27 protein-coding genes and 1 other RNA gene are annotated in these 24,397 nt (G+C 64.9%); 10 read left to right on the top strand and 18 right to left on the bottom strand.

All coding sequences use genetic code 11. The features are described 5' to 3' along the window. The first annotated feature begins 18 nt into the window (after nt 1–18). Complete coding sequence (locus tag FXB38_RS05615; protein WP_148749775.1) at nt 19–747, top strand: glutathione S-transferase family protein; 729 nt, start codon at nt 19–21, stop codon at nt 745–747. Between the two features lie 78 nt (nt 748–825). Here FXB38_RS05615 and FXB38_RS05620 read toward each other — a convergent pair whose 3' ends face one another. From FXB38_RS05620 to FXB38_RS05665, 10 genes are all read right to left on the bottom strand, one after another. Further along, nucleotides 826–1,977: an ABC transporter substrate-binding protein gene (locus FXB38_RS05620; RefSeq protein WP_148749776.1), complete on the bottom strand. Its 1,152-nt coding sequence runs from the start codon at nt 1,975–1,977 to the stop codon at nt 826–828. A gap of 76 nt (nt 1,978–2,053) precedes the next feature. Beyond that, nucleotides 2,054–2,485, bottom strand: coding sequence for an acyl-CoA thioesterase (locus tag FXB38_RS05625; protein WP_148749777.1), 432 nt, complete (start codon nt 2,483–2,485; stop codon nt 2,054–2,056). A gap of 9 nt (nt 2,486–2,494) precedes the next feature. Continuing rightward, nucleotides 2,495–3,256: an SDR family NAD(P)-dependent oxidoreductase gene (locus FXB38_RS05630; protein ID WP_148749778.1), complete on the bottom strand. Its 762-nt coding sequence runs from the start codon at nt 3,254–3,256 to the stop codon at nt 2,495–2,497. A gap of 25 nt (nt 3,257–3,281) precedes the next feature. Then, nucleotides 3,282–5,165, bottom strand: coding sequence for a feruloyl-CoA synthase (locus tag FXB38_RS05635; RefSeq protein ID WP_148749779.1), 1,884 nt, complete (start codon nt 5,163–5,165; stop codon nt 3,282–3,284). Beyond that, on the bottom strand, nt 5,162–5,971 hold the full coding sequence (locus FXB38_RS05640; protein ID WP_148749780.1) for a crotonase/enoyl-CoA hydratase family protein: 810 nt from the start codon (nt 5,969–5,971) through the stop codon (nt 5,162–5,164). The genes FXB38_RS05635 and FXB38_RS05640 overlap by 4 nt, the downstream gene beginning before the upstream one ends. Before the next feature lie 160 nt (nt 5,972–6,131). After that, nucleotides 6,132–7,259, bottom strand: a complete 1,128-nt coding sequence (locus tag FXB38_RS05645) for a muconate cycloisomerase family protein (protein ID WP_148749781.1) — start codon at nt 7,257–7,259, stop codon at nt 6,132–6,134. After that, complete coding sequence (locus FXB38_RS05650; protein WP_148749782.1) at nt 7,256–8,011, bottom strand: SDR family NAD(P)-dependent oxidoreductase; 756 nt, start codon at nt 8,009–8,011, stop codon at nt 7,256–7,258. The genes FXB38_RS05645 and FXB38_RS05650 overlap by 4 nt, the downstream gene beginning before the upstream one ends. After that, nucleotides 8,011–8,805 (bottom strand): amino acid ABC transporter ATP-binding protein, encoded by a 795-nt coding sequence (locus tag FXB38_RS05655; protein ID WP_148749783.1) that lies wholly within the window; start codon nt 8,803–8,805, stop codon nt 8,011–8,013. The genes FXB38_RS05650 and FXB38_RS05655 overlap by 1 nt, the downstream gene beginning before the upstream one ends. Continuing rightward, the gene (locus tag FXB38_RS05660) at nt 8,802–9,464 is read right to left on the bottom strand and encodes an amino acid ABC transporter permease (RefSeq protein ID WP_148749784.1); all 663 of its coding nucleotides are present in this window, start codon (nt 9,462–9,464) and stop codon (nt 8,802–8,804) included. Before FXB38_RS05660 ends, FXB38_RS05655 begins: the two co-directional genes overlap by 4 nt. Nucleotides 9,465–9,655: 191 nt before the next feature. Then, nucleotides 9,656–10,510, bottom strand: a complete 855-nt coding sequence (locus FXB38_RS05665) for a transporter substrate-binding domain-containing protein (RefSeq protein WP_148749785.1) — start codon at nt 10,508–10,510, stop codon at nt 9,656–9,658. A gap of 183 nt (nt 10,511–10,693) precedes the next feature. Between FXB38_RS05665 and ffs the strand changes: the two genes are divergently transcribed. The 5 genes from ffs (at nt 10,694) to FXB38_RS05690 (ending at nt 14,192) form a co-directional block, all read left to right on the top strand. Continuing rightward, nucleotides 10,694–10,790: signal recognition particle sRNA small type (ffs, locus tag FXB38_RS05670), an RNA gene on the top strand. 95 nt (nt 10,791–10,885) lie between these two features. Continuing rightward, nucleotides 10,886–12,724, top strand: a complete 1,839-nt coding sequence (locus tag FXB38_RS05675; RefSeq protein WP_148749786.1) for a DNA polymerase III subunit gamma/tau — start codon at nt 10,886–10,888, stop codon at nt 12,722–12,724. 81 nt (nt 12,725–12,805) lie between these two features. Beyond that, nucleotides 12,806–13,126: a YbaB/EbfC family nucleoid-associated protein gene (locus FXB38_RS05680; RefSeq protein WP_148749787.1), complete on the top strand. Its 321-nt coding sequence runs from the start codon at nt 12,806–12,808 to the stop codon at nt 13,124–13,126. 1 nt (nt 13,127) lies between these two features. Then, nucleotides 13,128–13,730 (top strand): recombination mediator RecR, encoded by a 603-nt coding sequence (gene recR, locus FXB38_RS05685; protein ID WP_148749788.1) that lies wholly within the window; start codon nt 13,128–13,130, stop codon nt 13,728–13,730. 27 nt (nt 13,731–13,757) lie between these two features. Further along, nucleotides 13,758–14,192 carry a hypothetical protein gene (locus FXB38_RS05690; protein WP_148749789.1) on the top strand — a complete coding sequence of 145 codons (435 nt, stop codon included), beginning with the start codon at nt 13,758–13,760 and terminating at the stop codon, nt 14,190–14,192. A gap of 11 nt (nt 14,193–14,203) precedes the next feature. Here FXB38_RS05690 and FXB38_RS05695 read toward each other — a convergent pair whose 3' ends face one another. The 3 genes from FXB38_RS05695 to FXB38_RS05705 form a co-directional block, all read right to left on the bottom strand. Beyond that, nucleotides 14,204–15,568, bottom strand: a complete 1,365-nt coding sequence (locus FXB38_RS05695) for an AmpG family muropeptide MFS transporter (RefSeq protein ID WP_148749790.1) — start codon at nt 15,566–15,568, stop codon at nt 14,204–14,206. Nucleotides 15,569–15,749: 181 nt separating this feature from the next. Next, complete coding sequence (locus FXB38_RS05700) at nt 15,750–16,052, bottom strand: GIY-YIG nuclease family protein (protein ID WP_148749791.1); 303 nt, start codon at nt 16,050–16,052, stop codon at nt 15,750–15,752. A gap of 130 nt (nt 16,053–16,182) precedes the next feature. Then, nucleotides 16,183–17,385 (bottom strand): DNA recombination protein RmuC, encoded by a 1,203-nt coding sequence (locus FXB38_RS05705; protein WP_148749792.1) that lies wholly within the window; start codon nt 17,383–17,385, stop codon nt 16,183–16,185. Between the two features lie 171 nt (nt 17,386–17,556). Here FXB38_RS05705 and def point away from each other — a divergent pair, with 171 nt between their 5' ends. The 4 genes from def to FXB38_RS05725 all read left to right on the top strand — a co-directional run bounded on the left by def (nt 17,557) and on the right by FXB38_RS05725 (nt 20,244). Continuing rightward, nucleotides 17,557–18,081, top strand: coding sequence for a peptide deformylase (gene def, locus FXB38_RS05710; protein WP_148749793.1), 525 nt, complete (start codon nt 17,557–17,559; stop codon nt 18,079–18,081). A 12-nt stretch (nt 18,082–18,093) separates the two neighbouring features. Next, nucleotides 18,094–19,029 carry a methionyl-tRNA formyltransferase gene (fmt, locus tag FXB38_RS05715; protein WP_148749794.1) on the top strand — a complete coding sequence of 312 codons (936 nt, stop codon included), beginning with the start codon at nt 18,094–18,096 and terminating at the stop codon, nt 19,027–19,029. A gap of 119 nt (nt 19,030–19,148) precedes the next feature. Further along, nucleotides 19,149–19,886 (top strand): tRNA pseudouridine(38-40) synthase TruA, encoded by a 738-nt coding sequence (gene truA / locus FXB38_RS05720; protein ID WP_148749795.1) that lies wholly within the window; start codon nt 19,149–19,151, stop codon nt 19,884–19,886. A gap of 22 nt (nt 19,887–19,908) precedes the next feature. Then, nucleotides 19,909–20,244 (top strand): GIY-YIG nuclease family protein, encoded by a 336-nt coding sequence (locus tag FXB38_RS05725; protein ID WP_148749796.1) that lies wholly within the window; start codon nt 19,909–19,911, stop codon nt 20,242–20,244. A 153-nt stretch (nt 20,245–20,397) separates the two neighbouring features. Here FXB38_RS05725 and dapE read toward each other — a convergent pair whose 3' ends face one another. From dapE to FXB38_RS05750, 5 genes are all read right to left on the bottom strand, one after another. Then, a complete protein-coding gene (gene dapE, locus FXB38_RS05730) occupies nt 20,398–21,564 on the bottom strand; it encodes a succinyl-diaminopimelate desuccinylase (protein WP_148749797.1) in 1,167 nt (388 codons plus the stop codon). Between the two features lie 10 nt (nt 21,565–21,574). Beyond that, entirely contained in the window at nt 21,575–22,420 is an 846-nt protein-coding gene (gene dapD / locus FXB38_RS05735; protein ID WP_148749798.1) for a 2,3,4,5-tetrahydropyridine-2,6-dicarboxylate N-succinyltransferase, read from the bottom strand. Between the two features lie 144 nt (nt 22,421–22,564). Beyond that, a complete protein-coding gene (locus FXB38_RS05740) occupies nt 22,565–23,008 on the bottom strand; it encodes a DUF302 domain-containing protein (protein WP_148749799.1) in 444 nt (147 codons plus the stop codon). After that, nucleotides 23,005–23,370 carry a carboxymuconolactone decarboxylase family protein gene (locus FXB38_RS05745; RefSeq protein WP_148749800.1) on the bottom strand — a complete coding sequence of 122 codons (366 nt, stop codon included), beginning with the start codon at nt 23,368–23,370 and terminating at the stop codon, nt 23,005–23,007. The genes FXB38_RS05740 and FXB38_RS05745 overlap by 4 nt, the downstream gene beginning before the upstream one ends. A gap of 106 nt (nt 23,371–23,476) precedes the next feature. Beyond that, the gene (locus FXB38_RS05750; RefSeq protein ID WP_148749801.1) at nt 23,477–24,376 is read right to left on the bottom strand and encodes a LysR family transcriptional regulator; all 900 of its coding nucleotides are present in this window, start codon (nt 24,374–24,376) and stop codon (nt 23,477–23,479) included. Between the last annotated feature and the right edge of the window lie 21 nt (nt 24,377–24,397).

Consider the following 24,397-nt stretch of genomic DNA (forward strand, 5'->3'; position numbering starts at 1 on the left):
AGGTTCAGGAGAGCTCCAATGATCACGCTTTACGGCTTTGGCACCGGCTTCGGCCTGCCGGAAATCAGCCCTTTCGTCACCAAGACGGAGGTGCAGCTCAAGATGGCGGGACTGCCCTACCGGAAGGAGCGCGCGATGCCGCCGGCGTCGCCGAAGGGGCAGCTTCCTTTCATTGATGACGGCGGCGAGGCGGTGGCCGATTCCACCTTCATCCGCGCCCATATCGAGCGCCGTTACGGCTTCGACTTCGACGCCGGCCTTTCCCTGCACGAACGCGCCCAGGCCTGGGCGTTCGAGCGCATGATCGAGCACCACGTCTATTGGTCGCTGGTCGGCGCGCGCTGGGTCGATGCTGCCAATTTCGCCAAGGGCCCTGCGCATTTCTTCGACGGGGCGCCCGAGCACAGCCGCGAGAAGCTGCGCGAGGACGCGCAATTCCGCGTCGCCGAGAATTACCTGCTCTCCGGCCTCGGTCGTCACGCTCCCGATGACGATGTCGAGCTCGCGGTTCGCTCGCTGTTCGCACTATCGGTGCAGCTCGGCGACAAATCCTATCTGCTGGGCAACAAGCCCAGCGGGGTCGACGCGACCGCGTTCGGCGCGCTTGCGGGCATCTTGACGCCGTTCTTCGAATCCCGTCTGCGCGAGCGCGCGGAAGGATTTCCGAACCTGACCGCTTATGTCGACCGGATGATGGACACCTACTATCCGGAGTTCGCCTGGACGCCGCTGCGACAGGCGGCCTGATGCAATTGCGCGGCCAGCGTAAAAGAAAAGAGCCGGCCCATCGGGCCGGCTCTCGTCGTCCTGGAAACTTGTCGCCGCTTACTTCGCGAGCGTGTATTTGCCGTCCTTGACCGTGAGCAGGATGCGCGAGCGGTCGTCGAGGCCGTAGCGATCCTTCTCGGTGAAATTGTAGACGCCCTGGCTCGCCGCGATTTCCCGCTCCGAGAGCAGCGCCTGACGGATCGCCTCGCGGAATTCCGGCGTGCCCGGCTTGGCCGTCTTCAGCGCAACCGGAATGACGCGCTTCAGGATCTCGAAGGCGTCGTAGGAATGGCCGGCGAACTGGCTGCGGCTGTTCGGGCCGTATTTGCCCTCGTAAGCCCTGTTGAGTGCGAGGCCCGGCTTCTTGGTCGCTGCCTCGTCCGGCTGGTCCTCGGGATCCATTACCGGGCCCGATGCCATCAGCACGCCCTCTGCCGCCTTACCGGCGATGCGGATGAAATCCATGCTGGCGGCGCCATGGGTCTGGTAGATCAGGCCCTGATAGCCGCGCTCGCGCAGTTCGGTCTGCGGCAGTGCCGCCGCGGTGCCGGAGGCGCCGATCAGGATCGCATCGGGATTGGCGGCGACGAGCTTCAACACCTGCCCGGTTACGGACGTGTCGGGGCGGGCAAACCGCTCCTCGTCGGCCAAGGTCATGCCCATTGACACGCCTTGGGCCTTGAAGTCGTTGAACCAGAGGTCGCCGTAGCTGTCGGAATAGCCGATATAGCCGACCGTCTTCACGTTGTGGGACTTCATGTGCTCGTAAAGCACCTTGCCCATGATCGGAATCGGCTGCGGCATGGCCACCGACCACTTCATGCGTTCCGGCGTGATCGGGAACGGCGCGAGGCCGAAATGCGGAATGCCGGCCTCGTTGGCGACGTTGGAGACAGCGATCGTCGGCGGCGTCAGCGCCGAGCCCATGATGATGTCGGCCTTGGATTCGGTGACGAAGCGGCGGGCGTTGGTTGTGGCGGTGGTCGGATCGCCGCCGTCGTCGAGCACGATCACCTTCAGCGGCACGCCGCCGATCTCCTTCGGCACGAATTCCAGCGCGTTGCGCTCGGGAATGCCGAGGGCTGCACCCGGACCGGTCGTGGTGGTGGTGATGCCGATGGTGATTTCGTTGGCCTGGGCCAACGCCGGCAGGGCCGGCAGCGCCAGCGCGACTGCGGCGATGGCGGCGGTCAGGTAAAAGCGTTTCATCTATTCCTCCCTTTTCGTGTTTCTTTGAAAGCAGAAATTCGGGGCCATTTCAGCCCCGTCTTTTGGTGATGCGCGATTAGCTCCGGATCTCGCTCCCTGTGAATTTCGCTACCATTTCCGGCGGAAACGGTGCCGATTTCAGCTTGTCGGGGTTAACGGGATCGCGGCCGACCAGGACGCGGGTCTCAAAACCTTCGATCGCGAGTGCCTCGCCCTTGTAGACGTTGTGCTTCACCTCGAAGCTCGAGCGCTTGATGCTCTCGATTCTAGTCTCGATGGTGATCCAGTCGCCATAGGTCGAGGGGATGTAGAACTTGGACCGCGTGTCGACCATGGGGATGCCCACCAGGCCGTATTTGCGGACCAGATCCTGCTTGGAGAACCCGGCGACCTCGAACAAGGTCGACGTCGAATCGTCGAACATCGCGAAATAGCGCGGGTAGTAGACGATGTTGGCGGGGTCGCAGTCGCCCCACTGGATCTGGACCTCGCGCCGGTTCACGAACATGCGATTCTCTTACTTCGGCGCCATGCGCAGGGAGCCGTCGAGCCGCACCACCTCGCCGTTCAGATAGGAGTTCTCGACCATGTGCAGCGCGAGCGCGGCGAATTCGTCGGCGTGGCCGAGCCGGCGCGGGAAGGGGATCGCGGCGGCGAGCGAGTCCTGGGCTTCCTGCGGCAGGTTGGCCAGCAGGGGCGTAAGGAACAGGCCGGGCGCGATCGTCAGCACGCGAACGCCGAACTGGGCCAGTTCGCGCGCGATCGGCAGCGTCATGCCGACGATGCCGCCCTTGGAGGCCGAATAAGCCGACTGGCCGATCTGGCCGTCATAGGCGGCGACCGAGGCGGTGTTGATGATGACGCCGCGCTCGCCGCTCGCCTGCGGCTCGAGCTTGGCCATCTCGGTCGCGGCAAGCCGCAGCATGTTGAAGGTGCCGATCAGATTGACCTTGATAACCTTGTCGAAATCGGCGAGCGCCATCGGACCGTCACGGCCGACGACGCGCTTCGCAACGCCGATGCCGGCGCAGTTGACCAGCACGCGGGCCGGGCCATGGGCCTTGGTCGCCTGGGCGATCGCGGCTTCAGCGGAGGCGGCATCGGAGACGTCGCAGGTCACGGCCACGCCCTTGATCTCGGCGGCAACGGTCTCCGCGAGCTTGGTATTGAGATCGCACACTGCGACCCTGGCGCCCTGTGCCGCCAGCTTTCGCGCGGTGGCGGCGCCCAGTCCCGATGCACCGCCGGTGACGATGGCTGCCTGATCCTTCAACAACATGGCGTTCTCCCTTGGCGATGATTTCTTAAGCGACCGATATCACACGGTCCGATGGATTGGCAGCGTAGAGCTCCTCGATCAGCGCGCCGCGATGCTCGATCACCGCGCGCTGGTTGATCGAGCCCTTGTCGGTGACCTCGCCCTTGTCGATCGACAGCGGCACGTCCAGCAGGATCGCACGCGTGATCCGCGTCGAGGAGCCGGTGGCCGAAGAGAGAAAGCCGGTCAAGCGCTCACGGAGGGCTTCGCGCACCAGCCGGTCCCCGGCGGTGGCGGCGAGATTGTCGGCCGGCAGCGCGGGGTTGATCAGGCGGCAACCGTCGAGATCGAGCAGCACCAGCGCGGAAACCTCATCGCGGTTGATGCCGGCGATGACGACGTCGCGCACCAGCGGCGCGCAGGCCGCGACGAAGCGCGCACGTAGTGGACCGACGCTGACCCAGGTGCCGCTTGCGAGCTTGAAATCCTCGCTGACGCGGCCGTCGAAATCGAAGCCGGCGTTGAGATCATCGGGATCGGCAGGCTTGAGCGCATCGCCCATCTTGTAAAATCCTTCCTCGTCGAAGGATTTTGCGGTGATATCGGGCTGGCGCCAGTAGCCGGGCATCACGTTCGGGCCCTTGGCACGAACTTCCATCTTGCCGTTGTTCGGCACCAGCTTGGCGTCGTTGCCCGACACGGGAAGGCCGACATGGCCGGAGCGGCTGGTGCGCGGATTGACCGACATGAAGAACGGCGCGGTCTCGGTTGCGCCGAGGCCGGTCAGCATCGGGACGCGATAGCCTTTTTCTTTCACCGCGAGCTCGTCGAGGCTGTTCCAGACGAAGGGCGACAGCGCCGCGCCCGAGAAGAACATCGCGTGCAGCCGGTCGAAGAACTTTGCACGAAGACCCTGGTCGTCGCGCAAGTAAGGCAGCAACGACTCGTAACCCTTGGGCACGTTGAAATAGACCGTTGGCGAAATCTCCTGGAGATTGCGCACGGTCTCCTCGATGCCACCAGGCATCGGCTTGCCGGCGTCGAGATACATCGAGCCGCCGTTGTAGAGCGTCAGCCCGATATTGTGGTTGCCGCCAAAGGTATGGTTCCAGGGCAGCCAGTCGATGATGACGGGCGGCTCGTCCTTGAGGAAGGCGAGCGTCTCGCGAAGCATCACCTGGTTGGCACAGATCATGCGCTGGGTGTTGATGACGGCCTTGGGATTGCCGGTCGAGCCCGACGTCAGCAGGAATTTCGCGATCGTGTCGGGACCGATCTTGCCATGCACCGCGTCGAGGTCGCTTCGGATCGGCGTTGCCATGAGATCGGCGAGCAAGGTGACGTCGCGGCCCGGCACATGGCCATAGGACGCGGCGATCTCGGTGCCGAGCGAGACGTTGGCGGCAAGCGCGTCCGCGAACTTGTCGGCGTCCTCGGCGAAGACCAGGCCGGGCGTCAGCAGCTTCATCAGATAAGAGAGCTTGCCGTAATCCTTTGAGACCAGCGAATAGGCCGGCGATACCGGACAGAACGGAATGCCCGCATAGAACGCGCCGAACGCCAGCAGCGCATGGTCGATCGAATTGCCGGAGAGGATGACGACCGGCCGCTCGGCCGACAGGCCGCGCTGGATCAGGCTTGATGCGATGTGCCGGCTCGCGGTGAGCAGCTCGGCATAGGTGATCTTGCGCCAGCCGCGGCCGCCTTCGCGCTCCGCCATGAACACGCGATCCGGCGTCGTCGTCGCCCAGTGATGCAGGCGCTCGGTGATGCGGACGGGGTAATCGCCGAGCGGCTGCTTCGGCCGCAAATAGATCGTGCCGTCGGCGCGACGCTCGATGTCGACGACGGGATCGCCGAACGAGATCGGCCGCAGCGGAGAATTGCTCGCGCCGCGCTCTGTGCTGGAAGAGGACGGCTGTGCACTCATGACTTCGGCTTTACCTTGGCGGTCTTGTGCTCGAGGAATTCGCGGATCCTGCGTTTTGCCTCTTTGTCGCTCTGCGCGACGGTGGCCATCAGCGATTCCATCAACAGGCCGGTCTGCGGGTTGGCCTCCGCGATCATCGGCAGCGCCTGGAGCACGGCGAAATTCGTCAGCGGCGCGTTGGACGCGATCTTGGTCGCGAGCTCCAGCGCCTTGGTGAGGCCGTTACCTGCTTCGGTGACGTATTGCGCAAAGCCATAGGACGCGCCCTCGGTCGCGCTGTAGACGCGCCCGGTCAGCATCATGTCCATCATCCGCGCGACGCCGATCAGCCGCGGCAGCCGCACCGAGCCGCCGCCGCCGACGAAGATGCCGCGCTGTCCCTCGGGCAGCGCGAAATAGGCTGTGGGCTCGGCGACGCGGATGTGGGCGGAGCAGGCAAGCTCGAGCCCGCCGCCGATCACCGCGCCCTTCAGCGCCGCGATCACGGGCACGCGGCTGTACTGGATGCGGTCGAACACCCGGTGCCACATCTGCGAATGCAACAGGCCGCCCGTGGCGTCGTGATCTTGCAGCTCGGACAGGTCGAGGCCGGAAGAGAAATGGTCGCCGATGCCGTGGATGACGACAGCACCGATATCCTCGGGCAGGGACGCAAAGCACTCGCCGATTTCAAGGATGATGCCGTCATTGAGCGCATTGCGCTTGGCCGGCCGGTTCAGACCCACGGTCAGAACCCGGTCCACCCTCTCGATCCGAAGCAGGCCGGAGGCGCCCGCGTCAGCGGTCTCGGCGTTTCCCTGTGTCATTTGCGTCCTTGTCAGAATAGTTATGTTGTATAACGAATTTGGGAGGAGTCAAGAAGGGGACTGAGACCGTTGGGTGCGAAAAGCGGCGCTCCACATTCGGTGTCGTCCCTGCGCAGGGCCGGGACGGCAGCAACGGGTGTTGTACACCCCAAGGCGAGGCTTACGCCTCCGCCAGCACCCGCGCGTTCGTGCGAATCGAGGCTTCGCTGACGCGAATGCCGAGGCCGGGGCCGTCGGGCACGACAACGTGACCTCCGCGATTGGCGACGCGCTCCTCGAGCACATCCTCGGTCAAAACATGATGCGGCATGTAGAACTCGCAGCCGAGCGAGATGCCCGGTGTTGCCGCGATCAGCTGCGTGCCGGCGGCAAGGCCTATGCCGCCCTCCCACAACGTGCCGCCATAGCCGGGCAGGCCGGCGATGTCGGCGATCGCCATGATCGCCTGCGCCTCGAACAGGCCGCCGGCCTTCATCAGCTTGATCGAGACGGCGTCGGCGGCCTCCTGGCGCACCACGTCCATCATGTCGCGGCGGTCGAAGCAGCTTTCGTCGGCGAGCACGGGCGTTTCCAGCGCCGCGGTGAGCTGCGCCATCATGTCGAGAAATTTGCGCGGCACCGGCTGCTCGATAAAGGTCGGCGCGAACGCCTCGACATCGCGCAGGATCTTGATGGCGCCGAACGGCGCCAGCGCCTGGTTGTAGTCGACCCGCAGATCGATGTTGTCGCCGAACTCCTTGCGGATCGCTTCGAGATGATCGAGGTCCTCGCGATGCGGTTTCACGCCGGTCTTGACCTTGTAGATGACATTGCCGTCGGGAACCATTCTTCGCATGCGCTCGAGATCAGCAGCGAAATCCGGATCGGCAATCGAGAAGGAGAGGGGAATCGTGTCGCGCACGCGGCCGCCGAGGAGGTCAGCAACGGAAAGCCCCGAGGATTTGCCGACGATGTCGAGCAGCGCCATCTCGATCGCGACCTTGGCCTCGGCGTGCCCGACCAGCGCGCGGTCGAGCTCGGCCATCAGCGCGCGGATGCGGCGGACCGGCTTGCCGAGCACGATCGGCCGCAGATAGATGTCGAGCGCGGAGAAGGCTGCTTCAGCCGTTCCCGTGAACACCTCCCACGGCGCCGCCTCGCCCCAGCCGATCACGCCGTCGCTCGACGTCAGCTCGATCAGCACGCGCTTTACGGTGTCCTTGACATTGCCGACGCCCTGCAGGCGGGCCATCTTGATCGGGCTTTCGATCAGGAACAGCCTGAGACGTTCGACGGTCGCTTCGGTCATGTCAGGCCTCCATTGACGTGCCAGATCTGGCCTGTGACGTAAGACGCTCCCGGTGACGCAAGGAAGGCGATGATCTCGGCGACCTCTTCCGGCCGCCCGCGCCGGCGCATCGGGATCAGCGCTTCGGTTGCGGCGATCTGCTCGGGCGACAGCCGGCTCTCGCTCGGCTTGTCCTTGACGATGAGGCCCGGCGAAACCGCATTCACAGTGATGCCGTCCTTGGCGAGCTCCATCGCGGTGAGCCGCACAAGCGCTTCAAGCGCGGCACGGCTCGCGGCGGTGGCGGCGAAGGGCGCGAATTCAGGCCGGATCGCGTGTGCGACGAACGAGGATACCGCGACGATCCGCGCATCCTGTCCGGCCCGCAGCAGCGGAAGCGCCGCCTCGACCATCCGCGTGAACGCCAGTGCGGATTCATCCATCGCCTGGCGAAACTGATCCGCCGGCGTGCCGATGGCGCTGCCACGACGGGCGTGGCCGCCGACCAGGATCAATCCGTCGAGCCGGCCGAAAGCGCGTTGTGTGGCGGCGAGTGCGTCGGTGACGGCTGCCTCCTCCGCGAGATCGCCGAGGCACTTTGCCACGACCGCACCCTTTGCCTCAGCTTCGGTTGCAGTGGCGTCGAGACCTTCTGCGTTCGAGCGCGTGTGGAGCAGAAGGGCGACCCCCGGCGCTCCGAGCAATTTTGCGGTGGCGCGACCGATGCCGCTGGCGGCACCGGTGACGAGATAGACGCGGTCGATATCGGGCATCACGGTGTCGCGTTGGCCGGCGGCAGCGCGCCGGTGCGGTGGAAATGGCTGAGGAAGGCGCGTGTCGCGGCTTCCTGTGGATTGTCGATCACCTGCCGCGCCGGGCCTTCCTCGACCACAACGCCATCGCGCATGAAGATCAGGCGGTCGGCGACCTCGCGGGCGAAGGCGATTTCATGGGTCACGATCACCATGGTCATGCCTTCGGAGGCCAGTTGCTGGATCACATTCAGCACCTCGCCGACGAGCTCGGGATCGAGCGCCGACGTCGCCTCGTCGAACAGCATGACATCAGGCTCCATCGCGAGCGCGCGTGCGATCGCGACGCGCTGCTTCTGGCCGCCGGAGAGCGTCGCCGGATATTGATCGGCCTTCTCCGCAAGTCCGACTTTCGCAAGTTGGGCACGTGCGAGCTTTTCGGCGTCCGCCTTGGCCATGCGACGCACCGTGACCGGTCCCTCCATCACGTTCTGCAACGTCGTCATGTGCGGGAACAGGTTGAAATGCTGGAACACCATGCCGGTGGTGGCGCGGAATCTTGCGAGTGTCCTCACGTCAGGGAGCTTGGAACCATCGCCGAACGCAAAGCGCGTGTCGCCGACGCGGACGCTGCCGCCGTCGGGCGCGACCAGCAGGTTGATGCAGCGGAGCAGCGTCGACTTGCCGGAGCCGGACGGGCCGATCAGCGCCACGACGCCGCCCTTGGCGACGTCGAGATTGATGTTCTTCAAGACCTCGTTGCTGCCGAAGCGCTTGCGCAAGGCCCGGATCTCGATCTTTGACATCTCGCTCATTCGCTGACCGCCAGTCGCTTCTCGCCACGCCTGGCGAGGATGGTCAGGGGGATCAGGATCGCCGCATAGGCGACCGCGACGGCGGTGTAGGTTTCGAGCGGCCGGTAGCTGTCATGTGCGGCGACCTGGCTTTGATAGACCAGATCAGGCACCGCGAGCACCGAGACCAGCGAAGTGTTCTTGAACTGGATGATCGACTGGTTCATCAGCGCCGGGATCATGCGCTTGATCGCCTGTGGCAGCACGATACGCCGCATGGACTGCCCCGGCGTCATGCCGAGCGCGGCCCCCGCTTCCGACTGGCCGCGGTCGATCGAGATGATGCCGCCGCGGATGATCTCCGAGTAGAACGAGCCGCCATAGAGCGAGAGCGCCAGCGCAGAGGCCGTGATCGGCGTCATCTCGACACCGGCCAGGATCGGCAGCGCGTAATAGAACCAGATCAGCTGCACCAGGATCGGCGTGCAGCGGAACGCCTCGATGAAGGTGAGGGCGGTCAGGCGCACGGTCTTGAAGCGCGACAGGCTGCCAAACGCTCCGAACAGGCCGAACACCAGGCCGAGCACGACAATGACCACCGTGAAGCCGACGGTGACGCCAAGCCCGTTGAGAAAGAGCCAGCGATAGCTCCAGAGGATGCCGAAGTCCCACTGATACATGCGTGCTTTCTTGCTTCACCTCTCCCGCTTGCGGGAGAGGTCGCGTCGCATCGAAGATGCGATGCGGGTGAGGGCTCTCTCCTCTTGGGGAGTCTTGCCAGCGGAGACACCCTCACCCCAGCGCTCTCCCGCAAGCGGGAGAGGGAGTGGAGCGGCGCGCGAGGACCGAGACTGCCCCAAGCTTGCGATACCTACAGCGAAACGCCCGGCGGAATGTCCGCCTCCGTCACGCCCACCAGCTCCATGTTGGTGATGATGGCGTTGCGGATGAAGCCGAGGCCCTTGTTGAAGTCGATCCAGGTGTTGACGTAGTCGCGGAAGGTCTTGTCGGTCTCGCGACGAAAGCCGGCGTTCGAGGTGGTGGCGAAGATCGGCGTCGGCAGCACGAACTGGCCGAGCGAGGGGTTCTTTTTCAGCACGGTCAGCGACAGCATGGTGATCAGGCACTGCGCGTCGACGCGGCCGGTCTGCAGCGCGGCGGTGGCGTCGTCGGCGGTCTTCAGCCGCGAGATCTGCGCCTTCGGCGTCAGGCGGCTGACGACCTGGTCGTGCGAGGAGCCCTGGTCGACCGCGATCTTGACGTCGGGCGAGTTCAGCTCGGCCCAGCTCTTCGGCTTGAAGTCCTTCTTGCAGAGGATGCCAAAGGCGTTGTTGAAGACCGGCACCGAGAAGTCGATCACCAGCGCGCGCTTCGGGGTCGGGTTCAGGCCGAAGAAGATGTCGATCTTGTTGGACTGGAGATCGAGCACCGAATTGCCCCAGGTGGTTTCGGTGATCTCCAGCTCGGCTTCCATGTCGTCGGCGAGCGCCTTGGCGATGTCGACGTAAAAACCCTTCCATTGGCCGCTGGCGAGATCCTTCATGTAATAGGGCGCGCCGCCTCCGACCGCGCCGATCCGCATCTTCTTGGTGCGGCGGATGCGGGCAAAGGTCGATTCGTTGGGATCGGCCGCCTGGGCCACGGCCGGAGAGGCCAGCGCGCCCGCGGTCACCGCGCCGATGGTGCCAAGTCCGACAATCGATGCAACATCACGACGTGTAACCATTGGGATCAATCGCTTTTCTGATCAGGTGGGGTTCCGGCAGCGTTCTTACCAAGGCGGCGGAGACTGCGAAAGCACAGCCTATCGGCTGGGCAGACCCGGAATTGCCCGGATGCTGGGCAAGATCAAGCTCGCCAAAGTGATACCCGCTTGCTTTCCCAACCTTTTGGCCCCAAATAAGGACCGGGAGATTGGCGGTGGACGAGCCACTCGCCAACCGGGTCAGGTCCGGAAGGAAGCAGCCCTAACGAGGTCCGGATCGGGTCGCTCGTCAGTCTCCTACCTGTTTTTTCGAGCGAATTGCGTCGGCGGGCTTCCCGGCCTGCGCGCTCCTGTCCGCAAAAGCCAGCCGAGAGACATTCCATTGCGGATTGACCGATGACCGACGCTGGCGCCCCTTCCACTTCTGACAGCGCCGGCCAGGCCGCCAACGCGCCTTACCGCGTTCTCGCGCGCAAATACCGCCCCTCCTCGTTCGACGATCTGATCGGCCAGGAGGCTGTGGTCCGCACCGTCTCCAACGCGTTCGAGACCGGGCGCATTCCGCAGGCCTGGATCCTCACCGGCGTTCGCGGCGTCGGCAAGACCACCACCGCGCGTATTCTGGCCCGTGCGCTCAACTACGAGATGCCGGACGGCTCGGTGAAAGGGCCGACCGTCCAGATGCCGACCCTGGGCGTGCACTGCCAGGCGATCATGGAAAGCCGGCACATGGACGTGCTGGAGATGGACGCGGCATCGCATACCGGCGTCGACGACGTCCGCCAGATCAATGACAGCGTGCGCTACGCCCCGGCCAGCGCCCGCTACAAGGTCTACATCATCGACGAAGTCCACATGCTGTCGACGGCGGCGTTCAATGCCTTCCTGAAGACGCTGGAGGAACCGCCGGAGCACGCCAAGTTCGTGTTCGCCACGACGGAGATCCGCAAGGTTCCGGTTACGGTGCTGTCGCGCTGCCAGCGCTTTGACCTGCGCCGCGTCGAGGCCGACGTGCTGATGAAGCACCTCGCCAACATCGCCGCGAAGGAGAACGTCGAGATCGAGCCCGAAGCGCTCGGCATCATCGCGCGTGCGGCCGAAGGCTCCGTGCGCGACTCCCTGTCGCTGCTCGACCAGGCCATTGCGCATGCGGCAGGCCAGGTGAAGGCCGATGCGGTCAGGCAGATGCTGGGCCTTGCCGACCGCACCCGCGTCATCGACCTCTTCGATTCGCTGGCGCGCGGTGATATCGCGAGCGCCTTCAAGGAGTTCCGCGACCAGTACGACGTCGGCGCCGATCCGATCGTCGTGCTCTCGGACCTCGCCGAGTTCGTCAATTTCGTCACCCGCGTGAAGATCGTGCCGGCAACCGCCGACAACGTCGCCTATGGCGAGACCGAGCGCGTGCGCGCCAGGGATTTCGCCTCGAAGATCTCCATGCGCGTGCTGTCGCGGATGTGGCAGATGCTGCTCAAGGGCATCACCGAGGTGCAGGCCGCAACCCGGCCGGCTGCGGCCGCCGAGATGGTGCTGGTGCGCATCGCCTATGTCGCCGACCTGCCGACGCCGGACGAGGCGATCAGGATGCTGGAGCAGAACGGCGGCAGTTCGCCGGTCGTGGGCGGCAGTGCCGCGCGCAGCGGCGCGCCGGCGGCACCAATGGCTTCCGCGGCGTCCGTGACCTCTGCTGCGCCAGTTCGCATGCCGACCTCGTCACCGACTGCATTCGGCGGCGGTGCCCGGCCGCAAATGGCGGTGCCCGCGCCAGACCCGCAGGGGGCGGCACCCCAGCTGCGCATCACCAGCTTCGCCCAGCTCGTGGCGCTCGCCGGGCAGAAGCGCGACCTCATGACCAAGGCCGCGCTCGAAGGCGACATGCGCCTCGTTCGTTTCGAGGAGGGCCGGCTGGAGGTCGCGCTCGAGCCGAACGCGTCGAAAACCATGATCTCCGAGCTCGCGCGAAAATTCGAGCTGTGGACCGGCCGCCGCTGGACCATCATTGTTTCCAACGAGCAGGGCCAGGCGACGCTGCGCTCGATGAGCCAGGCCGCCAAGCAGGAACATGCGCGCAGCGCCGAGGCCGATCCGCGCGTGCAGGAGGTGCTGTCGCGCTTCCCCGGTGCGAAGGTCGTCGAGGTCCGCAGGCTTGCCCCCGAGACGCCGGAAACCAATATTAACGCTGACTATGGCTCTGACGATCCGCCCGACGGTTCCGACGCCGACGACGATCTCTAGAGCATGATCCGGAAAAGTGTGAAGCGGTTTTCCGACAAGATCATGCTCAAAACAACTTAGGCTTTCCAAGGACGAGCACCCATGGCTGATTTTCTCGGCATGATGAAGCAGGCGGCGCAGCTGCAATCCAAGATGCAGGAGATGCAGGAGCAGCTCGCCAATGTGGAGGTCGAGGGCATCTCCGGCGGCGGTCTCGTCGCCGTGCGCATGACCGCGAAGATGGACGTCAAGGGCGTCAAGATCGACCCCTCGCTGATGAAGGCCGAAGAGCGCGAGGTGCTGGAAGATCTGCTGGTCACCGCGCTCGGTGATGCCCGCCGCAAGGCGGAGACCGCGATGCAGGAGAAGATGCAGTCGCTGACCGGCGGCCTTGGCCTGCCGCCGGGGCTGTTCGGCCAGTAATATGGGCGCGGTTGCAGGTCCCGAAATCGAGCGGCTCGTCCAGCTTCTCGCGCGGCTGCCGGGTTTGGGCCCGCGCTCCGCGCGGCGCGCGGCGCTGCATCTGATCAAGAAGCGCGAAGCGCTGATGATGCCGCTATCGGGCGCTCTGCAGGTCGCGCTCGACAAGGTTCAGGTCTGCAAGACCTGCGGCAACATCGATACGCAAAATCCCTGCACAATTTGCACCGATCCGAAGCGTGATCCCGCCATCATCGTCGTCGTCGCCGACGTCGCCGATCTCTGGGCGCTGGAGCGGGCCAATGCGACCCAAGGGCGCTACCACGTGCTGGGCGCGACCTTGTCGCCGCTCGATGGCGTCGGCCCGCAGGACCTCAGCATCGACGCGCTGGTCGCGCGCGCGCATGCGGCCGAGGTGCACGAGATCATTCTTGCGCTGAATGCGACAGTCGACGGACAGACCACCGCGCATTACATCACCGACCTGCTTCAGGACGCCAACGTAAAAGTAACCCGGCTGGCCCATGGTGTGCCCGTTGGTGGCGAGCTTGATTATCTCGATGAGGGCACGCTCTCGGCCGCGATGCGGCAGCGGACCCTGTTCTAGCCATCCAGACTTGACGGAACGGACGACATGACGAAACTTTTCGCCACACGATCGGCTTTGGTCGCGACGATGCTGCTGCTGGTGACACCGGCCATCGCCGCGCAGCGGGACGACGAGGCGCCGCCGCCCTCGAAGCCCGGCAAGCCGATCAGCGCCGGCGAGGTGCTCTCGGGCGAGCTGAATGCGATGAAGATCCGCGACGTCAAGAACGCCGGCAAGCGGATTGCGATGTACCAGATCACCTCCGAGCCGCGCCGCCTGCCGGCGCCGAACGGGCTGTGCAATCTCGAGACCGGACCTGAAACGTTTCAGCTCGTCACCTCCAGCGACGCGCAGGCCACGCAGTTGAAATCGTTCGTCGGCAAGGAGATCTCGGTCAAGATCGACGAAATCGCCTGCGCCAGCGACCCCGGCCAGTTGAGCGAGGCCGTGGTCACGAAGTGGAGCTTGGTGAGGAAGTAGGAGGGGCGGCGCTACACCCGCACGGGCCCCAGCGCCTCAAAATGCCCGCGCTTTTGCAGCCAGACGAGCAACACCAGGCTCGGGATCGCCACCAGCACGCAGATCAAGAAGAACAGCGGCCAGCCGGTCGTATCGGCCACGAAGCCGGCTCCTGACGAGAGATAGGTCCGCCCCACCGCTGCAAGCGCGGTGAGCAGCGCATATTGCGTCGCTGTGTGCAGCGGGTTCTGGCACAGCGCCGAGAGATAGGCGACGAAGATCACGGTGCCGATGGCGCTGGTGAAATTCTCGGCGCAGATCGCGAGCGCCAGCGCCCATTGATTGGTGCCGACCAGCGCAAGCCAGGAGAAGGTCAGGTTCGCCAGCGCCTGCACCACGCCACCGATCCAGAGCGAGGTTGCCAGCGAATAACGCCGCGCCACAAAGCCGCCGGCAAAGCCGCCGATCAGGGTCGCGGCGAGGCCGACGCCCTTCACGATCGCCGCATAGTCGTTGCGGGTGAAGCCGAGGTCGATCACGAACGGCGCCGTCATCGTTCCCGAGAACGCGTCGGTGAACTTGAACAGCACGACGAAGGCGAGCGCCGCGATCGCGTCCTTGCGCGACAGGAACTCGGAGAAGGCGCCGATCGCCGCGTGCAGCACGCGCGTGAACGCGGTCTCGTCGTGCGTCACGGCTTCCGCCCGCACCGATTGCTCGGGCTCGGTCGCCGCGAGAGCCGTGATCGTCCCGATCAGCACCATCGCCGCCATCACCACATAGCCCCACATCCAGGCCGATGTGCGCGTGATGCCGGTGCTCTCGAAGCCGGAGACAATGAACAGCGCACCCGCGGTCGAAACCAGCATGCCGATGCGATAGGCCGCGACATAGGCCGCCATGCCGGCGGCCTGCTCGCTCTCGGGCAGGCTCTCGACGCGGAAGGCGTCGACCACGATGTCCTGCGTCGACGACGTCGTCGCCACCAGCAGCGCGCCGAGTGCCACATAGAAGGGCGATCGCGCCGGATCGGTCAGCGCCAGCAGCAGGATCGCGACGATCAGCAGCAATTGCGAGAACAGCAGCCAGCCGCGCCGCCGCCCGAAAGCGCGCGTGAACAGCGGCACATGCAGCGCATCCACCAGCGGCGCCCACAGGAATTTCAGTGTGTAGGGCGTGCCGACCAGTGCAAACAGCCCGATGGTCTTGAGATCGACCCCGGCCTCGCGCATCCACACCAGCAGCGTCGAGCCCGACAGCGCCAGCGGCAGCCCCGAGGAGAAGCCGAGGAACAGCACGATCAGCACCCGCGGCTGCAGGTAAACAGCCAGGCTGTCGCGCCAGGAGCGGGCGGGGGCGGAGGTCGCGGCACGGGAGGTCGCGTCGGGTGCGGTCATCGGGAGGTGTTAGCAGATTCTGGCTGAAAAGACTCCCGCTCCGCTAATGAGTCGAAAGCCCTCAATACCCCTTCAGTGTCATCGTCCGCGCAGGCGGACGATCCAGTATTCACCAGCACCTCGGCTCAATCACGACCGCCGCGGCGTACTGGATGCCCCGCCTTCGCGGGGCATGACGGCCTCATGGTGGCCCAGCTATCCCTGAATAAAGATCATCCCAATTCGGGTTGTTCGTCTCGATCAATCGGACCTTCCAGGCCCTGTTCCACTTTTTGAGACGTTTCTCCCGCTTGATCGCGTTCTCTGGATCGTCGAACTGTTCAAAATAGACGAGCCTTGCCACGTCGTACTTTTCCGTGAAGCTCTCGATGAGTTTTGACTTGTGCTCCGCCACTCGGTGAATGAGGTCATTTGTCACGCCAATGTAAAGCGTGCCGCCAATCCTGCTGGCGAGGATGTAGACGTAGTACTGGCGTCCGCCCATGTGACCACCTCAACGCTGTCATCGTCCGCGCAGGCGGGCGATCCAGTATTCACCAGCACCTCGGCTCAATCACGACCGCCGCGGCGTGCTGGATACCCCGCCTGCGCGGGGTATGACGGTTGCCTCGATCTCACTCCCCCGCCTGGAGCTTCCTTGGAAACAGCTCCGGCGCGCCTGACGCCACCAGCCGCGGGCCGTCCGCCGGCGCGTCGGTTTTGCTGAAATCGAGCTCCTCGATTCTGCCTGCGCGCTTCTCGATCTTGTCGGCGGAGATCAGGATCTGGCGGACGTCCTCGTTCGCGTCGGCAAAGTGCTTCTGCAATTTCAGCACGCGATCGCGCAGGCGTCCCAAATCGTCGCCGAGCTTGATCACTTCGGTCTGGATCTGGTCGGCGGCATCGCGCATGCGCGCGTCCTTCATGATCTGCTGCATCACCTGGATCGCGAGCATCAGCAGCGAGGGCGACACCAGCACGACCTTGGCGCGATAGGCCTTCTGGATCACGTCGTCGAAGCCGTCATGGATTTCGGCGTAGACCGATTCCGACGGCACGAACATCAGCGCCATCTCCTGGGTCTCGCCGGTGACGAGATATTTTTCCGCGATGTCGCCGACATGCTTCATCACGTCGCCGCGCAGCCGCTGCGTGGCGACGCGCTTCTCCTCGTCGGTGCGGGCATCGTGCAGCGCCGTCATCGCTTCCAACGGGAATTTCGCATCGATGCAGAGCGGACGCTGGTCGGGCAGGAACACCACGCAGTCGGGCCGCTTGCCGGTCGAGAGCGTGAACTGGAACTCGTAAGCCCCCTTCGGCAGACCGTCCTGGACGATCGCCTCCATCCGCGCCTGTCCAAAGGCGCCGCGCGACTGCTTGTTGGCGAGCACGTCGCGCAAGGTCGTCACCTGCGTGGTGAGGTCGGTGAGGTTCTTGTGCGCGTTGTCGATGATGCCGAGCCGCTCGTGCAGCGCGCGCAGGCTCTCCATGGTGTTGCGGGTCGAATGTTCCATGGACTGGCCGACCCGATGGGTCACTGAATCCAGCCGCTCGTTGACGGCCCGCGCCATCTCGGCCTGGCGGCCGGCCAGCGCCTGGGTCATGGCGTCGGCCCGGCCGGCGGCCTCGCTCTGGGCGTGCAGGACCTGGCTGAGGCGCTCCTCCAGCTCGTCGGCGCGGATGGCGTGCGCCATCGCGAGTTCCGCGCCGCGCCGCCCGGAGCGCGCGATCACGACCGCAATGGCAACCAGCAGGATGAGGACCAGCGCGCCGAAGCCGATCAGTGCGTCGATGGTGCGCACCGGCCAGTCGCCGAGCATGAAAATGATCTGGTTCATGCCTGCCCTTCTACCCGATTCGCCTCGCCGTACGAACGAATAGCGAACATTTCTGGTTAATCGATCGCTAATCCTTATGGTTAACGGAAGGCGAAGTTTTATGGTTAGCGGACCGTTAACGTGTTCCCGGCCGCATTGACCGCTTGTCGCGCGCGGCTTAAATCGCCCGCCATGGCCCTCAGAGAAATCATCATCCTGCCCGACAAGCAGCTGCGTCTGGTCTCCAAGCCGATCGAGAAGGTCACGCCGGAGATCCGCAAGCTTGCCGACGACATGTTCGAGACCATGTACGACGCGCCCGGCATCGGGCTTGCGGCGATCCAGATCGCGCAGCCGCTGCGGCTGATCACCATGGACCTCGCCAAGCCTGACCAGGACGGCGAGACCAAGCCGGAGCCGCGCGTCTTCATCAATCCCGAGATCATCGCGTCTTCCGCGGATCTGTCGGTCTACGAGGAAGGCTGCCTGTCGATCCCCGAATATTACGAGGAGGTCGAGCGGCCGGCGAAGGTGCGCGTGCGCTTCACGGATCTGGACGGCAAGGTGCACGAGGAGGACGCCGAAGGCCTCTACGCCACCTGCATCCAGCACGAGATCGACCATCTCAACGGCGTGCTGTTCGTCGACTATCTCTCGAAGCTCAAGCGCGACCGCGTGATCAAGAAGTTCGAGAAAGCCGCCAAGCGCGCGGAGTAAGGTTCTCCGTCGATGTCCCTCCGCCTCATCTTCATGGGCACGCCCGATTTCTCCGTGCCGACCCTGCTCGAACTGGTCGCGCATGGCCACGAGATCGTGGCTGTCTATACCCGCGCGCCGAAGCCGGGCGGTCGGCGCGGGCTGCAATTGCAGCCGACCCCGGTGGAAGAAGCTGCGCGAAAACTCGGCGTGCCCGTGCTGACGCCGAAGACCCTGAAAACCCAGGAAGCGCTCGACGAGTTCAGCGCCTTTGACGCCGATGCCGCCGTGGTCGTCGCCTATGGCATGATCCTGCCGCAGGCGATCCTCAATGCGCCAAAGCTCGGCTGCTACAACCTGCACGCCTCGCTGCTGCCGCGCTGGCGCGGCGCCGCGCCCATCAACCGCGCGATCATGGCCGGCGATGCCGAGAGCGGCGTGATGGTGATGAAGATGGATGTCGGCCTCGACACCGGCGACGTCGCCATGGCCGAGCGGCTCGCGATCACCGACAACATGACCGCGGTCGACCTGCACGATCGCCTGTCCCGGCTTGGTGCAGATCTGATGGTGCGCGCGATGGCCGCGCTCGACCGTGGCGGCCTCCAGCTCAAGAAGCAGAGCGAGAAGGGCGTCACCTACGCCGCCAAGATCGACAAGGCCGAGGCACGGATCGACTGGAGCAAGTCCGCGCACGCGGTGCTGCGCCACATCCACGGCCTGTCGCCGTTTCCCGGTGCCTGGGCGGAGCTCGCCGGTGTCACGGAGAATGCGCGCGTAAAAATCCTGCGCTGCGAACTGACGAAGGGCTCCGGTGCGCCGGGCGAGGTGCTCGATGGCCAGCTTACCATCGCCTGCGGCGAGGGCGCGATCCGCATCCTCGAGCTGCAGCGCGAGGGCAAGGCCCGGATGCAGGCCGTGGACTTCTTGCGGGGTGTGCCGTTGAAGGCAGGAGCCAAATTCACCTAACGCTGTCATACCCCGCGAAGGCGGGGTATCCAGTACGCTGAGACTTCTCGGTTCGAACCGATAGGCTGCGGAGTACTGGATCGCCCGGTCAAGCCGAACGATGACACCACCGGATTGAGATGCCCCGCTACAAGCTCACCATCGAATATGACGGCGCACCCTTCTTCGGCTGGCAGGTGCAGGAGACGCTGCCTTCGGTGCAGGGCGCGCTGGAAGCGGCCGTGAAGGCGATGACCGGCGCGGATGCGCGGGTGCATGGCGCAGGCCGCACCGATGCCGGCGTGCACGCGCGCGGCCAGGTCGCGCATGTCGACATCGAGAAGCAGTTTCCACCGGGCCGTTTTCGCGATGGGCTCAACGCGCATCTGCGCCCCCATCCGATCGCGGTCCTCGAAGCCGACATTGTACCTGATACTTTCGAGGCCCGCTTCTCGGCCGTGAAGCGCCACTATCGCTACCGGGTCATCAACACCCGCGCCAATCTCGCGCTCGACATCGGCCATGCCTGGCGTGTGCCGCGCCGGCTCGATGCGGATGCGATGCATGCAGCGGCACAGCGCCTGCTCGGCAAGCACGATTTCACGACCTTCCGCGACACCGAGTGCCAGGCCAGGTCGCCGGAGAAGACACTCGACCAGCTCGACGTGCTGCGCGACGGGCGTGAGATCATCATCGTCACCTCGGCACGCTCGTTCCTGCACAGCCAGGTGCGCTCGATGGTGGGATCGCTGGTCTGGGTCGGCGAAGGCCGCTGGACCGCAGACGATCTCTCCGCAGCGCTTGCAGCCCGCAGCCGCGCCGCTTGCGGCATTGTCGCGCCGCCGGAGGGGCTGTATCTGGTGAAGGTGGATTATTGAGCGTGATGCCGCCTCCGTCGTCATGGCCGGGCTTGTCCCGGCCATCCACGTGCGTCAACATGCGACCATGCATGGCGGATGGGTCTACATCCTGGCGAGCGCGGCCAACGGCATTTTATATGTCGGTGTGACGAACGATATTGTTCGTCGCATTTACGAGCACCGAAATGGACTCGTGCCTGGCTTCACCAAGAAGTACGGCGTCAAGCTGCTCGTCTATTTCGAGCGCTACGAAGACATCCAGACCGCGATCCAGCGCGAGCACAACATCAAGCATTGGTCACGGACCTGGAAGGTCAGGCTGATCCTCAAGGATAATCCCGAATGGAAGGATCTGTACGACACGATCACGCAGTGAGACGTGCCCGTACTCTCGCCACGTCGTCATGGCCGGGCTTGTCCCGGCCATCCACGATCTTATCTTTCTTGAGGCATCAAAGATCGTGGATGCCCGGGACAAGCCCGGGCATGACGGAGGAGTGATTGGCGGCAGCCAGATAGCCTCACAGCCCTAGGCAAAATACCGCGTCAAAATCCCCCGATACACCTTCGTCAGCTTCTCCAAATCCCCCACCGGCACGCGCTCGTTGATCTGGTGCATGGTCTGGCCGACCAGGCCGAACTCGATCACCGGGCAATAGCTCGAGATGAAGCGCGCATCCGAGGTGCCGCCTGAGGTCGACAGCTCCGGCTTGCGGCCCGTGACCTCTTCGATCGCGGAGACGGCGAGGTCGGTGAACGGCCCCGGCTTGGTCACGAACACGTTGGAGTTCGACGGCTCCCAGACGATGCGGGCGCGGATGCGGTTGCCGCAGGCCTTTGTCAGGCGCGTCTCGACCAGCTCGCGCAGGCTCGCCTGCGTATGGTTGTCGTTGTAGCGGATGTTGAATTTTGCGCGGGCTTCGCCGGGGATGACGTTATTGGCCTTGTTGCCGACGTCGACCGAGGTGAATTCGAGATTGGACGCCTGGAACTGCGCGCTGCCATGGTCGAGCGGCTCGTCGCTGATGGCAACGATCAGCCGCGCAATATCCGGCACCGGATTGGCCGCGCGATGCGGATAGGCGACATGGCCCTGCACGCCGTCGACATAGAGCGTGCCCGACTGCGAGCCGCGGCGGCCGACCTTGATGGTGTCGCCGAGCGTTTCGACATTGGAGGGTTCGCCGAGCACGCAATGGTCGAACTTTTCGCCGCGCTCGGCCGCCCATTTGAGCAGCTTGATGGTGCCGTTGATGGAGACGTCTTCCTCGTCGCCCGTGATCAGGAACGAGATCGAACCTTTTCCGTCCGCACGCGGCTTGCCGTCGTTGGCAGTGAGATGCTCGAGCACCGCAGCGACCGAGCAGGCGATGCCGCCCTTCATGTCGACTGCGCCGCGGCCGTGCAGGAAACCGTCCTTCACTTCGCCCGAGAAGGCACCGACGCTCCAGGCGCTCTCGTCGCCGGGCGGCACCACGTCGGTGTGGCCGGCGAAGGTGATGTGCGGGCCCTCGTTGCCGATCCGCGCATAGAGATTATCGACATCGGCGGTGCCGGGTTCGCTGAAGGTCATGCGGTGGCAGGTGAAGCCGGCTGCATTGAGGGCTTGTTCAAGCACCCGCAGCGCGCCGGCGTCGGCCGGGGTTACCGAGGGGCAGCGGATCAGGTCGCGGGCAATAGAGAGGGCATCGGTCATGAGTCTGGTATTAATCCCGCAGCAGCTCGTTGATGCTGGTCTTCGAACGCGTGCGCTCGTCGACGCGCTTGACGATGACGGCGCAGGCGGTGCTCGGGCCGATCTGGCCGTTCTTCATGGGCTTGCCGGGCAGCGCACCGGGCACCACCACCGAATACTCGGGCACTTCGCCCATGAAGATCTCGCCGGTCTCGCGGTCGACGATCTTGGTCGAGGCCCCCAGGAACACCCCCATCGACAGCACCGCGCCCTTGCGCACGATGACGCCCTCGGCGACCTCGGAGCGCGCGCCGATGAAGCAGTCGTCCTCGATGATGACGGGCTCGGCCTGGAGCGGCTCGAGCACGCCGCCGATGCCGGCGCCGCCGGAGATGTGCACGCGCTTGCCGATCTGCGCGCAGGAGCCGACGGTGGCCCAGGTGTCGACCATGGTGCTCTCATCGACGTAAGCACCGAGATTGACGAAGGACGGCATCAGCACGACGTTCTTGGCAATGAAGGCCGAGCGGCGCACCACGGCGCCCGGCACCGCCCGAAAACCGGCATCGCGAAAACGGTTCGGGCCCCAGCCTTCGAACTTCGAGGGCACCTTGTCCCACCAGTTCGCCTGGCCCGGGCCGCCGGGAATGACGTCCATGTCGTTGAGGCGAAAGGAGAGCAGCACGGCCTTCTTCAGCCACTGATTGACCTTCCACTTGCCGTCGGCGCCGCGCTCGGCAACGCGCGCCTCGCCCTTGTCCAGAATCTCCAGCGACTGGTTCACGGCCTCGCGCACGTCGCCCTTGGTCGAGGTCGAGATGCCGTCGCGTGCGTCGAAGGCGCTGTTGATGGTGGATTCCAGGGCGGACAGGGACATCGGAGGGCTTCCTCGAAACCGGAGTTATTTGAGGGCAAAACGAGGGGGCTTTTTCGGGATTTGGGCCGGGAGAGTCAAGAACGCTCTCGGCGATTATTCCGGGGCTGGCCAACGCGCGTGGCACATGGCCCATTCGCCGGCATTTCAGAGGCCAAGGCCGGTGACGATGCCCTCGCAAATCCCGGCCAGTTCTTCGCCAAGCGTGGCCAGTGCCGGCGAGCCGTACCGCGCAAAGGCCTGACGGGGATCGAGCCAGCGCAGCTCGGTTCGCTCCTCAGGGAGGCCGATCGCCGCGAACTTCAGCGGCGCCTCGAGCAGCGCCGCCGAATCGGCCGCCAGCAGGCGCCACATCAGGCGTGGATGGAAGAACAGGATCTGCCGCGCCGGGCCGATGTCATAGCCGTCGCGATGCAGCAGCATCTGCGGATTGATCTCGTGCAGCACCCAGAGATCGGCCGCAACGATCTTCTCCTTGAGGCGCGTCACGACCTCCTCGACCGGCTGTGTGCTGACGCGCATGTGCTGGAACGAAGAGGCCGGGCTGCCGGGCTCCGAAAAGGCAACAGCACGACGAGCTGGGTCTGTCATCGGACGGCCCCTTCATTCTGCTCCGCCGCCTTGTTCGCCTCGAATGCGTCGAGGGTTCGCGCGGAATACACCAGTGCGGCGCCGGCTCCGATCGCGACCGCGACGCCCAGTGCTTCCGCGAGCTCCTCGCGGCTTGCGCCGTACTTCGCTGCGGCATGGGCGTGCACGGCGATACAGCCGTCGCAGCGTGCCGTGACAGCGGCCGCGAGCGCGATCAGCTCGCGGGTCTTTCCGTCAAGCCGGCCGGTCTGCGCGCCGGCGGCGCTCAGCGCGCGATAGCCCTTGACTGTCTCCGGATTCAGCTTGCCGATATCCCCGATACGCGCCAGCAGTTCGCCTTGATAAGTCTTCCAGTCCAACATTGCGGATCTCCTCGATCACAGGTGGCGTTGAGGAAGAGATAGTTGGCGGTCGCGGCGACGCCCATCGCCTGTCGCCGTATGGCCACCATACGTCGAGCCGAAATCGTCAGCGGAATTGATGTGCGTGTTCGGCCAGGAAGTCCACGATACTGCGCACCCGCGGGATAGCGCGCGTGTCGCGGTGAAATCCGAGCCACACATCGCGACTCGGAAGCGGCGTCGGCGTCGTGATGGCGCGCAGCTCGCGATAGCCCGCGGCGAGACGTGTCGGCAGGCAGACCAAACCGGCCCCGCTGGCAGCGGCCGCCGCCTGGCCATCGCGGCTGTTGCTGCGAAAGGCAATGTGAGCATTCGGAAAATGCTGGCGCAGCCATTTAGTCTCGGCGACTGTTTCGGCAAGTGCCGCATTCATTGCAACAAGGACGGCGTTGGCGCCGCCTCGCTTGAAATCCGGCAGGCCCCGCCTCTCGAGATAGTCAGGCGCCGCGTAGAGGGCGAAGGGAAGACTGCCGATCTTCCGTTGCACCAGCCCGTCCTGCTGGAAACGCGTGAAGCGCACGGCAATGTCGACCTCGCGTCGTGTCAGGCTCAGCACCTCGGCGTCGGTGACGAGCTCGACGCCCATCCCCGGATGTATGGTGCAGAACCTGGCCAGCAGCGGCGAGAGGATCCGCGCGCCGATCCATTCGGCCGATGTCACGCGGACGGTGCCGCTGATCCCGGCGTTGCTGCCGGTCGCAATCCGCTGCGCGGCAAGCGCGGCCTCTTCCATGTTGCCGGCATGGTCGAGGATCTTCCGCCCGGTCTCGGTAAGCTCGAGCCCGGATGGCTTCCGCTGGAACAGGACCGCGCCGAGCTTCTTCTCGAACAGTTCGAGCCGGCGGCTCATGGTCGGCTGTGTCGTGCCGAGTGCCCGTGCTGCGCCGGACAGGCTCTTCTCGCGCGCGAGATTCAGAAAATAGCGCAGATCATCCCATTCGATTTCGGGCAGGTCCGCAGCAGGCAAGTCCGGCTTCCGGGGCACCTT

The sequence above is a fragment of the Bradyrhizobium cytisi genome (genome assembly GCF_008123515.1).
In the GTDB taxonomy this organism is placed as follows: Bacteria; Pseudomonadota; Alphaproteobacteria; order Rhizobiales; family Xanthobacteraceae; genus Bradyrhizobium; species Bradyrhizobium cytisi.

Excerpts from the sequence above, each read along its gene's own strand:
- FXB38_RS05615 (WP_148749775.1), top strand. The coding sequence starts at position 19 with ATGATCACGCTTTACGGCTTTGGCACCGGCTTCGGCCTGCCGGAAATC.
- FXB38_RS05620 (WP_148749776.1), bottom strand. The coding sequence starts at position 1,977 with ATGAAACGCTTTTACCTGACCGCCGCCATCGCCGCAGTCGCGCTGGCG.
- FXB38_RS05625 (WP_148749777.1), bottom strand. The coding sequence starts at position 2,485 with ATGTTCGTGAACCGGCGCGAGGTCCAGATCCAGTGGGGCGACTGCGAC.
- FXB38_RS05630 (WP_148749778.1), bottom strand. The coding sequence starts at position 3,256 with ATGTTGTTGAAGGATCAGGCAGCCATCGTCACCGGCGGTGCATCGGGA.
- FXB38_RS05635 (WP_148749779.1), bottom strand. The coding sequence starts at position 5,165 with ATGAGTGCACAGCCGTCCTCTTCCAGCACAGAGCGCGGCGCGAGCAAT.
- FXB38_RS05640 (WP_148749780.1), bottom strand. The coding sequence starts at position 5,971 with ATGACACAGGGAAACGCCGAGACCGCTGACGCGGGCGCCTCCGGCCTG.
- FXB38_RS05645 (WP_148749781.1), bottom strand. The coding sequence starts at position 7,259 with ATGACCGAAGCGACCGTCGAACGTCTCAGGCTGTTCCTGATCGAAAGC.
- FXB38_RS05650 (WP_148749782.1), bottom strand. The coding sequence starts at position 8,011 with ATGCCCGATATCGACCGCGTCTATCTCGTCACCGGTGCCGCCAGCGGC.
- FXB38_RS05655 (WP_148749783.1), bottom strand. The coding sequence starts at position 8,805 with ATGAGCGAGATGTCAAAGATCGAGATCCGGGCCTTGCGCAAGCGCTTC.
- FXB38_RS05660 (WP_148749784.1), bottom strand. The coding sequence starts at position 9,464 with ATGTATCAGTGGGACTTCGGCATCCTCTGGAGCTATCGCTGGCTCTTT.
- FXB38_RS05665 (WP_148749785.1), bottom strand. The coding sequence starts at position 10,510 with ATGGTTACACGTCGTGATGTTGCATCGATTGTCGGACTTGGCACCATC.
- FXB38_RS05675 (WP_148749786.1), top strand. The coding sequence starts at position 10,886 with ATGACCGACGCTGGCGCCCCTTCCACTTCTGACAGCGCCGGCCAGGCC.
- FXB38_RS05680 (WP_148749787.1), top strand. The coding sequence starts at position 12,806 with ATGGCTGATTTTCTCGGCATGATGAAGCAGGCGGCGCAGCTGCAATCC.
- recR (WP_148749788.1), top strand. The coding sequence starts at position 13,128 with ATGGGCGCGGTTGCAGGTCCCGAAATCGAGCGGCTCGTCCAGCTTCTC.
- FXB38_RS05690 (WP_148749789.1), top strand. The coding sequence starts at position 13,758 with ATGACGAAACTTTTCGCCACACGATCGGCTTTGGTCGCGACGATGCTG.
- FXB38_RS05695 (WP_148749790.1), bottom strand. The coding sequence starts at position 15,568 with ATGACCGCACCCGACGCGACCTCCCGTGCCGCGACCTCCGCCCCCGCC.
- FXB38_RS05700 (WP_148749791.1), bottom strand. The coding sequence starts at position 16,052 with ATGGGCGGACGCCAGTACTACGTCTACATCCTCGCCAGCAGGATTGGC.
- FXB38_RS05705 (WP_148749792.1), bottom strand. The coding sequence starts at position 17,385 with ATGAACCAGATCATTTTCATGCTCGGCGACTGGCCGGTGCGCACCATC.
- def (WP_148749793.1), top strand. The coding sequence starts at position 17,557 with ATGGCCCTCAGAGAAATCATCATCCTGCCCGACAAGCAGCTGCGTCTG.
- fmt (WP_148749794.1), top strand. The coding sequence starts at position 18,094 with ATGTCCCTCCGCCTCATCTTCATGGGCACGCCCGATTTCTCCGTGCCG.
- truA (WP_148749795.1), top strand. The coding sequence starts at position 19,149 with ATGCCCCGCTACAAGCTCACCATCGAATATGACGGCGCACCCTTCTTC.
- FXB38_RS05725 (WP_148749796.1), top strand. The coding sequence starts at position 19,909 with ATGGCCGGGCTTGTCCCGGCCATCCACGTGCGTCAACATGCGACCATG.
- dapE (WP_148749797.1), bottom strand. The coding sequence starts at position 21,564 with ATGACCGATGCCCTCTCTATTGCCCGCGACCTGATCCGCTGCCCCTCG.
- dapD (WP_148749798.1), bottom strand. The coding sequence starts at position 22,420 with ATGTCCCTGTCCGCCCTGGAATCCACCATCAACAGCGCCTTCGACGCA.
- FXB38_RS05740 (WP_148749799.1), bottom strand. The coding sequence starts at position 23,008 with ATGACAGACCCAGCTCGTCGTGCTGTTGCCTTTTCGGAGCCCGGCAGC.
- FXB38_RS05745 (WP_148749800.1), bottom strand. The coding sequence starts at position 23,370 with ATGTTGGACTGGAAGACTTATCAAGGCGAACTGCTGGCGCGTATCGGG.